General features: G+C 47.3%; 8 protein-coding genes. 2 read left to right on the plus strand and 6 right to left on the minus strand.

The features are described from left to right. Window positions 1-216: 216 nt before the first annotated feature. The 6 genes from Tanf_RS09370 to Tanf_RS09400 all read right to left on the minus strand — a co-directional run bounded on the left by Tanf_RS09370 (window position 217) and on the right by Tanf_RS09400 (window position 7,665). Entirely contained in the window at window positions 217-1,605 is a 1,389-nt protein-coding gene (locus Tanf_RS09370; RefSeq protein WP_046825694.1) for an alpha/beta hydrolase family protein, read from the minus strand. A 254-nt stretch (window positions 1,606-1,859) separates the two neighbouring features. Beyond that, window positions 1,860-2,309 (minus strand): YqaA family protein, encoded by a 450-nt coding sequence (locus Tanf_RS09380; RefSeq protein ID WP_046825695.1) that lies wholly within the window; start codon window positions 2,307-2,309, stop codon window positions 1,860-1,862. After that, window positions 2,297-3,313 carry a hypothetical protein gene (locus Tanf_RS09385; RefSeq protein WP_014224594.1) on the minus strand — a complete coding sequence of 339 codons (1,017 nt, stop codon included), beginning with the start codon at window positions 3,311-3,313 and terminating at the stop codon, window positions 2,297-2,299. Before Tanf_RS09385 ends, Tanf_RS09380 begins: the two co-directional genes overlap by 13 nt. 15 nt (window positions 3,314-3,328) lie before the next feature. Next, the gene (gene purD / locus Tanf_RS09390) at window positions 3,329-4,603 is read right to left on the minus strand and encodes a phosphoribosylamine--glycine ligase (protein WP_046825696.1); all 1,275 of its coding nucleotides are present in this window, start codon (window positions 4,601-4,603) and stop codon (window positions 3,329-3,331) included. A 287-nt stretch (window positions 4,604-4,890) separates the two neighbouring features. Further along, window positions 4,891-5,556: a MarC family protein gene (locus Tanf_RS09395; RefSeq protein ID WP_046825697.1), complete on the minus strand. Its 666-nt coding sequence runs from the start codon at window positions 5,554-5,556 to the stop codon at window positions 4,891-4,893. A 54-nt stretch (window positions 5,557-5,610) separates the two neighbouring features. Beyond that, window positions 5,611-7,665: an alpha-L-fucosidase gene (locus tag Tanf_RS09400; protein ID WP_046825698.1), complete on the minus strand. Its 2,055-nt coding sequence runs from the start codon at window positions 7,663-7,665 to the stop codon at window positions 5,611-5,613. 421 nt (window positions 7,666-8,086) lie between these two features. Between Tanf_RS09400 and Tanf_RS09405 the strand changes: the two genes are divergently transcribed. Both Tanf_RS09405 and Tanf_RS09410 read left to right on the plus strand, forming a co-directional pair. Then, entirely contained in the window at window positions 8,087-8,512 is a 426-nt protein-coding gene (locus Tanf_RS09405) for a hypothetical protein (protein ID WP_046825699.1), read from the plus strand. Further along, the coding region (locus Tanf_RS09410) for a S1D family KLIKK protease miropsin-1 (protein WP_052449070.1) at window positions 8,509-10,088 on the plus strand (1,580 nt) is incomplete at its 3' end. The genes Tanf_RS09405 and Tanf_RS09410, both read left to right, overlap by 4 nt.

Here is a 10,088-nt window from a genome sequence, read left to right on the forward strand (position 1 = left end):
ACGACCTGCTGCAACGTTACGCCATGTTATAAAACATACGCCATATCCCTACGGCTTCACTACGGCAAAACGCTTTATCCTCTTTTAGATCAATACAATTATTTTCCCGACGAAAACAATATCAGGGATTGGTAGAGCTCCACATTCCCTTCATGGCTTTTTCTTCCTGCCGGATACGTATGGCGAGGAAACAGCCGTAAATCAATCCCTTTTCTTTCATTTCCGTTCCTTGATCCACGCGACGATGATTTCGAGTGCCGAAGGGGCAAACGTTTGTTCGATTGTAGCATATTCATCGAGGGCTCCGGTCGTGCACTCCTGGAAAAGATGATTTAACCCTGGAAGTTCGCGAACAGTAACATCAGTATTTCCTCCCTCCTCCAATGCTTTCCGGATAGCCGACAAATTGGATTGTGCGGCAACTTGCATATCTTTCGTGCCATTGAGTGCCAGCACGGGACAGGTTACTTTTCGGAGCGTCGAGGCGGGATCATAGCGCAGAAAGTATTGCATCCACGGAGAGAGCATCCATCTTGCTGTGGCTTTCAAAAGCGAATCATCCACATCTATACTAAATTCAGGCTGAACAACTTGCTCGGACTGCCTTATGTAAACAGTCAGACTATCCAATACATACTTCTGATCACTGCATGTAAGAATTAATTCATACATCCTTTCTGTAATCCGGTTGTTTATCTTACGTGCGCTGTCCGGTACACCCGATGCTTTAGCCATATCTTCGACCTGTGTTTTCAATACTTCATGGCCGGGCACACCTACCCCGGCAAGCATCACCACAAACGCCACACGTTTGTTCCTCGCCGCGACCATCGGAGCGATGATGCCTCCTTCGCTGTGGCCGATCAGCCCTATCCGGAGAGAATCTACCTCGTGGCGAGTCCTCAGGTATTCGACGGCCGCTTCGGCATCATTGGAAAAATCGGACGAGGTAGCCGTAGAGAAACGGCCGCCGGACTGCGCCGTGCCGCGGTCATCATACCGCAGTACTCCGATACCGTTTCGGGTCAGGTAATCGGCTACCACTAAGAAGGGTTTATGTCCCATCAACTCTTCGTCACGGTTTTGAGGGCCACTGCCCGAGATCAGAACGACAACGGGATACTTCCCTTCTTTCGCAGGCAACGTTAACGTGCCGGCCAGCGTGATGTTATCGGTCGAGTTAATAAACGTGACCTCTTCGGTGTAATACGGAAATGGCGGACGAGACTCTTGCGGGCGTTTGAACAGACCTTTGGATATATCGTTACGAACCATATCAAGCGGTATTTTCATCCCCACCTGCGAGAAGGTGCCTTTCAGCGTATCGTTTGCCAATACCGCATCATAAGAAGCCCCCAAGCTTCGCATAACGATACGCAACGCAGGAGGGTTGAATGTAACCGTATCGCACGGAATACCTTTCGCACCCTGATCGGGGCTGTCGAGCGTAGCAGAAAGTCCCTGCTCGCTTCGCTGAATGTGAAACACAAGGCGCAGTTTGAAACCACTCACGGACATACTTCCGCTCCATGGTCCGGTAATCTCCTGTGCCGAGAGCATTCCCGTCATGAGCATTGCCACCATACATAGCATTCTTTTTTTCATAACAAAAAAAATGTATTCATGTTTTGGAAATAATCAGCCCGACCATAAAGCCGGCAATTGCAAAAATATCAATTCTTCTGAATAAAATAAAACCTCAATTGAATAATGTTTATTTCTTTTATCTTCAAAGTCTATTTCTTCAATACAAAATGATGCGAATGAAATCGTATTTTTGCAGGACTGACGAAATATTTTGCTTGTCATCCGGTCTCCCATTCGGATATATGCCTGTTTTAACGCTTTGCAATAAGACTTCAGACGGCTCCCTGCACTTTATATACCAGTTCCATCCATACCCAATAACGGAGGGCTTTGCCAAGTAGCATCCAGAAAGCGACCCACCATACGTTGGCACGTAAAAAACCGAGTGCCACGGCAATAAAATCGCCGATACCGGGTACGAACACGAAAAAAGCTGTCCATGAGCCTTTCCCGCTGATCCATTGCTGTACTTTCAGCAATTTGTCGATGTTGAGCCGAAGGTATTTCCTGATCCATTCCACCTTCCCGGCTTTTCCGGTCCAATAGCATGTCATTCCGCCGAGAAAATTACCCATCGTCGCCGCAATCATACAAGGCAGATACGATGCGCCGCCCAACAGGACTCCTGTGAGCACAACCTCGGAACTGAAAGGAAGGACGGTGGCCGCCAGAAAAGAGGCAATGAAAACACCGATGTACCCGTAATCGATCAGAAAGTCCATAAACGAACGAGCAGCAAGAGCATGAGGAAGATGACAATCAGGATATAGAACAAGTACGTCAACAGGTTACGTCGGTCGGAGAAGAAATAGGAAACCAGCATGGATGAGGGTACATAGAAGAGGCATAGAAAATCGACCGAATGCTGTTCGTACAGGCCGAGCGGTATCAACGAATAGAACGCGAAGACCAACAGGAAGGAAAGAAATTGCCGTGTACGTATGTTATGCTCGAATTCATGCAGTAAAATATAGATATACGTAATAATCGTCAGACAAACGACACAAATCGAACTGAGCCATTCGATTCGCAGAGGATTACTCAGAAAGAACGGATGGATGGCCGCCAATTGCTCCTTCAGTACAATAAAGAGGGTGTAATCATGCTTCCAAAGACACCAGACAAATACGAACCCGAAGGTGGTAAGGATACCCAGCACGGAAGTGAGCAGGTTTTGAGGCGTCAGCGAATGCAGACGGTACATCCCGAACCAAAAAAGCGGCACCATCCAAAGCAGATGCGGCCAGATCAGACTGCCCAGACTCAGGTACACGGACCAATTGAAAACGCGTCCTGTCTGTTCGGGGCTTTGGTACGAACTGAAAAGCTCAGCCAGCGCTCCGAGCAGGAAGAAAAGAGTGAGAGAGGCCGGACGAAGGGGGAAGATATCCGGATTAGTGCTGACAAAAAGTAGAAAAAAAAGAAAAGGCAACAGCGTCTTTCCTCGAACGATAACGAACGAAAAATTGATTCGCTGTATAATAAAAGCGAGCAAACAGATCAGCGAGCATCCGATCAGGTAGGTGAAACGCTTGTCGGGCAGTATCGCACAGACAGCCTCCCACACCGGTGAGCCCCCCGTATTGCAAACGACCGGATAGCCGACCGAGTATTGATATCCTACCGTCCAACATACCAGACAAACCAGTACGGTAAGGATAAGGTTGGGCAGTCTCGACAGATTAATCCGTTTTCTGCGCTGAAACTCTTCGGATTCTCGTCCCATATCCGGTGGTGATGTTTACAGATCGAACCCGATATCACGCCGATAGTACTTCCTTTCGAAATCGATGGCCTCCGCTCCGGCATACGATTTCTTCAAGGCCTCTTCTTTCGTAATCCCGTATGAGCTGACAGCGATGACACGTCCGCCCGACGTAATGACGGCTCCATCTTTCCGGGTCGTTCCGGCATGAAACACGATACGGTCGGGTGTATGAACCGTGTCGAGGCCGGTGATGACTTTACCTTTCTCATAGGCTCCGGGGTATCCGCCGCTGACAAGCATCACGGTGACAGCCGCACGCGCATCTTCGATCAGTTCGCACGTAGACAGGGTGCCTTGGGCTACTCCTTCGAGCAGATCAACAAGGTCGCTCTCGATACGTAACATCACCACTTCCGTTTCGGGATCGCCCATACGACAGTTGTATTCGATCACCATCGGCTCATCTTTGACATTAATCAGTCCGAAAAAAATAACCCCTTTGTAGTCGATCCCTTCGGTGCGCAACCCGTCGACCGTAGGACGGATGATGCGCTCCTCCACCTTTTGCATAAACAGAGCGTCGGCAAACAAAACGGGCGATACGGCCCCCATACCTCCGGTGTTCAAACCGGTATTGCCCTCGCCGATCCGTTTATAATCCTTCGCTACCGGAAGGATTTTGTAATCATTGCCATCGGTCAGCACAAACACCGAACATTCGATACCGTCGAGGAACTCCTCGATAACAACCGTGCGGCCGGCCTCGCCAAACATGCCTTGCAACATCTCGCGCAGTCTCCTCTTTGCTTCGTCGAGCGAATCGATAATCAGCACACCCTTACCGGCTGCCAGTCCGTCGGCTTTCAGCACGTAAGGAGGAGATAAGGTTTCGAGAAAGGCCTCGCCGGCTGCCAGCTTGTCGGCGGTGAAGCTGCGGTAGCGTGCGGTAGGAATATCATGTCGCATCATAAAAGCCTTGGCAAAGTCTTTACTCCCTTCCAGTTGAGCTCCTTTACGACTCGGGCCAATGACCGGGATGCGAGCCAGCCCATCATCATCGCGGAAATAGTCATAGATCCCTGCCACCAGCGGATCCTCCGGCCCCACAACGACCATATCGACGTGATTCGTCAACACAAACGTTTTGATGCCTGCAAAATCATTCGCTTGCAAGTCTACGTTTGTTCCCACAGTCGCTGTCCCCGCATTACCGGGAGCAATATAAAGTTGTCCGATCTTCGGGCTTTGAGCCATTTTCCATGCTAATGCATGCTCGCGTCCTCCCGAACCTAATAGCAATATATTCATCGTTCTTCTTGTTTATTTATCTATCTATTCTTTCTTGTCCCGATGTCCCTTCTTCTTGCACAAAGCCATCGGAAGACTGTCAACAGGCTGATTTTCGCGGTGGCGTCTTGCATACCACCAATATTTCCCGCAAAGATATGGAATTATTGTTGTCTTGTAAAAGTATTTATCGGATTAAAAATTAAACGGAGGCGGCGAAACGAAAGCCCCTTTTTCGGCAAGGAAAGGGCTTTGTGATAAAAATGAAGGCGGAGATCGTTGCGCACATCTTCATGATGGAGTCCACATCATTCCGTCAGGGGCAGAGATATTGTTCCTTTCTTTAAGATATCAACTAAAATCGGTTGGGCGCCGCCAACGAAGCACTCGACGGCAATGACCATCAGAATCAATCCCATCAAACGCATCATAACATTATTTCCTGTTTCTCCGAGCACTTTAACAAGCCGAGTCGAGGCGCTGAGCATGAAAAAAGCGAAGAGATAGATGAGCGCCACGATGCCAATTAGTACACCTTTCATCTCAATGGTATGCGCGTCCTGCATCAGAACAATGGCATTGGCAATGGCCCCCGGCCCGCAAAGCATCGGGATACCGAGCGGTGTGACGGAAATATCGTTGGCGTATGTCTTGATCTCCTCGTCTTTCAACCGGAGCGAAGTATAACGCGCCTGCAACATATCGAATCCGATTTTAAAGATGATCACCCCTCCTACAATACGAAAGCCATTGGTCGAGATTCCGAAGAATTTGAATAAAAACTGTCCGGAAAAGATGAAGACCATCAAAGTGAGGAATGCAACGATGGTAGCCCGTCGTACAATGGCACGACGTTCCTTCTCGGTCATACCGTTTGTCATCGTCAGAAAGACGGGCATCGTTCCCAACGGATTCGTCAGTGTGAAGAAAGATGTAAAACACAGTAAAGCAAAAGGCAAAAGTCCTGAGTCCATTCTTATGAATTTTATTTATACGGCTGAAAAATGAGTTCTTCTGTTCTCACGTTGTTATTCTGTAATCAGAGAGAAGTCACCGATTCTTACGGGCGGATTCAGAACGATACTCTTTGCTGCAAGGCGAAGCGTTTTTCCTTCGACTGGTTGGGCAAACCACACGTCTCGCATGACCGGATTGTTGCGAATGTTTGAGAACTCTCCTTGGGCTACTTCTTTTCCATCGACCAAAACCTGATACGAAGAAATATGCCCATCGGCATAGCGTTGCTGGTTGGGTAAATAGCGAAACCCAACGATTTTTTTCTTTTCTTTCAACCTGACAATCAACGAGTTCTCACCCTGAGGCAAGGCATACAGTGTCGTTCCGTCCCCATCGAAAAGTGCGATCATTTTATCATCTGTCATTTCATAAGACGATGCAGGAAGATCGAGTTCGGCCACAGTAACCGGACTCCATCTCCGGAATGTTTCATCATAACAAGCTGCTTTGATTCGGCCTTTTTGTGCAAATGAGAATGGGTGATCGTAACGTGCCGATTCGAGTGTAGGCCGTGAATCGTCCGTTGTATAATACACAACCGAGTTTTTATCGCCCGACAGAATCATTACCTCATCCTTCTCGTTGCGAATGATACGCGGTTCAACCATCAGCGCCGGTGCCAGAAAAGCCTCCACATTATTGATGCAGAGCGGACCACGGGCATCGAGAAAACGTATCCGAAACTGTTTTGAGGTCACGGTCCGGAAACGGACGATACGCTTATAACCGACCGTTGTCGTAGAATCATAAGCCTCGACAGGCACCCACTGACCTTCGTGCTCGGCTTCGATAACAAACGAACGAACCCGTTGTCCCAATGGGATATATTCCTGAATCAGAAAGCGATTCAGAGCTGTCGGCTCCGAAAAGGAGAATGTCAGATCACCGCTTACTTCGCCATCTGCCGTAGCCCAGTAAGTATCCCAATCTCCGTCAAGCACCTGCCTGGCGGCGTACTTACTTCCCCGCCCAACCGATGCTTTAACCGTAGCTCGAGCAAGCAGATTTTCTTTCAAATCGTTGCGAATCGTTTCGGCCCATTCCATCACCCGTGCCGAGTCGAAGGGATGGATCGTACCGCGCAGAGAGATCGGGAAGTTCAGAATCAGATTCGCGTTATGCCCCACGCTGCGATAGTAGTAATCGACCATCTGCGAGAGTGTGCGTACCTGATGGTCTTCGCCGGCATGATAGAACCATCCCGGACGTATGGATACATCAACTTCGCCGCCGAGCCATCTTGAGCCGTTCTCGTCGCCCCACTGACTTTGTTTATAATGATCATGATACTCCGGCTCGGTTCCGAAAATGCTCCATTGCGTATCGCCGGCCCATCCGCTTTCATTGCCGATCCACCGAATATCGGGCACTGTCCCACCGAAGATCATCGCATCAGGATGTTTTTCTTTGATGATTTCGCGTGCTTTTTCGTAGTTGTAATATGTCACCGCATCGATCGAACGTTTCTCATTGGCACCACCATACCAGCCGTCGCCGCCATTCGCCCCGTCAAACCAGAACTCGAAGAGCGATCCATAGTTCGACGACAATTCACGTATTTGGTTATGGTACGCCTCCACGTATCCCGGACGACCGTATTCGGCATGATTCCGATCCCACGGCGAGAGATAAACACCAAACTTCAAGTCATATTTCTTACACGCTTCGGAAAGATCGCGTACCACATCGCCCTTGCCGTCTCTCCATGGCGAATTTTTCACACTGTATTTCGTGGTTTCCGTCGGCCAGAGGCAAAAACCGTCATGGTGCTTCGTCGTAATGACAATACCTCTGAATCCGGCGGCCTTGATGATGCGCGCCCATTGATCGCAATCCAGATTTTCCGGATTAAATGTCGATGCGGGCGTATCACCATAGCCCCATTCAAGATCGTTGAACGTATTCAACCCAAAATGTACAAAAGCATACATCTCCGTTTTATGCCAGGCAACCTGCTCAGGCGCAGGAACCGGCAAAACAGGCGCCGGAGCTTCGAAAACTCTGTTCTCACACTCTAAAAGAGAGCCTGTTATACAACCGACAACAAGAAATTGTTTTATATTCATTGCTAATATTGTTTATCATGATGAATGACCACACAAAGATATAACTTTTTTTGAGAAGGATGCTTCTTTTAACGATTTACGGGCCATTTTTTGAGATGCAAAAAGCCAAACTATAAAAATGGGCGTTGCGTTGAAATGTTTCCGATCAAATAAATCGTGCGTACGTTGCGTAACCTTTGCGTTCTTTGCGGTGATCTTACTGCCAAGTTCGCAAAGGACGCAAAAAAACAGACAAAATATTTGCATATTCTCAAAAAATGTTTCTAACTTTGTAGTATCATCAAAAACGCAAGGCTATGGAAATAACAACCGACACTCCACCCGACAATTTGATGCGCCTCGCAAACTGCAACGGAGGCGCAGCGTAAAAGAAATATCCGGAACGCGGAAAACAAGTATAAACGTTTAAAAACAGAAAAACATGAAACAGAAAATTATTTTATGGATAGGTGCCCTGCTTTTACTAACAGCAGGAACGGGATGCGAGAAGAACAAGGACTACGAGGTTCCTACCCAGCTGACCGGTACCCGGTGGGAACTGGCCGGAATAGTAGATGCAAAGACCGGGAAAATAACCCCCCTTGCACCCAAAGGCTGCTACGGATTTAAATTTATTTCCGAGACAGAAGCAAAAGGAGGAACAGTGCTTAATCAAATGACAGTTCATCTTACAACTCCTCCGTTCATTGGTATAGTAACAATGATTGGAGATGAAGAAAACGGTGACGCCGCATTGTTCTATCGCATTATAAAAACACTCGAATCATACACATGGGAGAAAAATGAACTGAAATTTTTCTACGACAATAAACAATATTACTTACTTTATAAATACTCGAAACCATGAAAAAGACTATATTCTCTATTTTAGGCTACTTGTTTTTTATACAATTCCTAAGCGCGCAAATAACGACCCATGAAGTTCCTTTTAGCTTTGGTAGCACTCCGTCTCAATTATTAAGAAGTATTTCTACGCAAGAGCTATCTGCACCGGATATGGCGATAATACGGGCAGAAGATAAAGTCAATGACACTCTGCCGGGTGGCCCTTTGCGATTTGCCTATCCCGTAAAAGTGCATTATACATTGGCTAATTCCGGGGTGTGGCAAACGTTGAAAGACGGCAGCAAATTGTGGAGGCTAAAGGTCAGATTGCCGGGAGCCCTTTCTACGAACGCTCTATACGATAAGTTCTTGTTGCCTAAAGGAGCAAAGTTCTATGTGTACAGCGAAGAAACAAGACAATCTATCGGGGCCATAACCTCCGAGTACCTTAATAACGAATCAAACGGTGCATTTGAATTTTCAACCGGCTTGATATATGGAGAAACAGTTACTTTCGAATATTATCAACCGGAGACCGTGCGTGAAGAAGCCATTATATCCATCGCTCGCATCGACTATGGATACAGGTATGTTAATAATCCGTATACTCCCCGAACAAGGCCTTTCAACGACTCCGGCGATTGCCAGGTAAATGTAAATTGTCCGGAGGGAGCGAATTGGAGAATGGAAAAGGACGCTATTGCCAGAATTATGGTTGTCTCGGATTACGGATCAGGATGGTGCTCCTGTTCATTGGTCAATAACACCAATAACGACAACACCCCCTACGTATTGACAGCAAATCATTGTTTGCAAAACAGTTATGGTCAAAATCTGTTCGATGCAATCAGTAATCCGAACGCCTCTCAATGGGTTTTTTATTGGGGGTATGAACATCCGGGTTGTTCCAACGGAAACGAGCCGGTTCATCGATCAACGGTTGGGGCTACCGTAGTCGCAAATAATGAAGTATCTGATTTTGCTTTACTTCGATTAACGCAAGACCCTCGTAATTTAACCGGATTTACCCCTTATTACTTAGGTTGGGATCATTCCGGTAATTCGGGAACAGGCGGTGTCGGTATTCATCATCCGAAAGGAGATGTAAAAAAGATAGCAACATATAATACATCTCCCATTAATTCTACTTGTATGAATAATAATTATTGGATGACCGGATTTATAAAAACGGGAGCTGATCACCATTCAATAATGGAACCCGGGTCATCTGGTTCCCCTTTAATTAACTCACAGAGAAAGGTTATTGGGCAACTTTTAGGTCCTGGCAACTTACAACTATGTCCTGAACATTTATGTGGAAATAATCCTGAATTACAAAGAGTTTCTTACGGCAAATTCAGTGTTTCCTGGACGGGCAACGGCGCTACCGACTCGAGAAGGCGGTTAAGGGATTGGCTTGATCCACAGGGGATAAATCCTCAAACATTAAATGGTATAGGAGTACTCTCCATCTCCGGCCCTTCGTCCGTCTGCGATCAAGCAACCTATACGGTAGAAAACCTGCCGGCGGGAGCTATCGTGGAGTGGAGCGTATCCAATCCAAATGTTGCTACGATCAGTAATAACGGACTGTTACG

Source organism: Tannerella forsythia, from assembly GCF_001006485.1.
GTDB lineage: Bacteria > Bacteroidota > Bacteroidia > Bacteroidales > Tannerellaceae > Tannerella > Tannerella forsythia.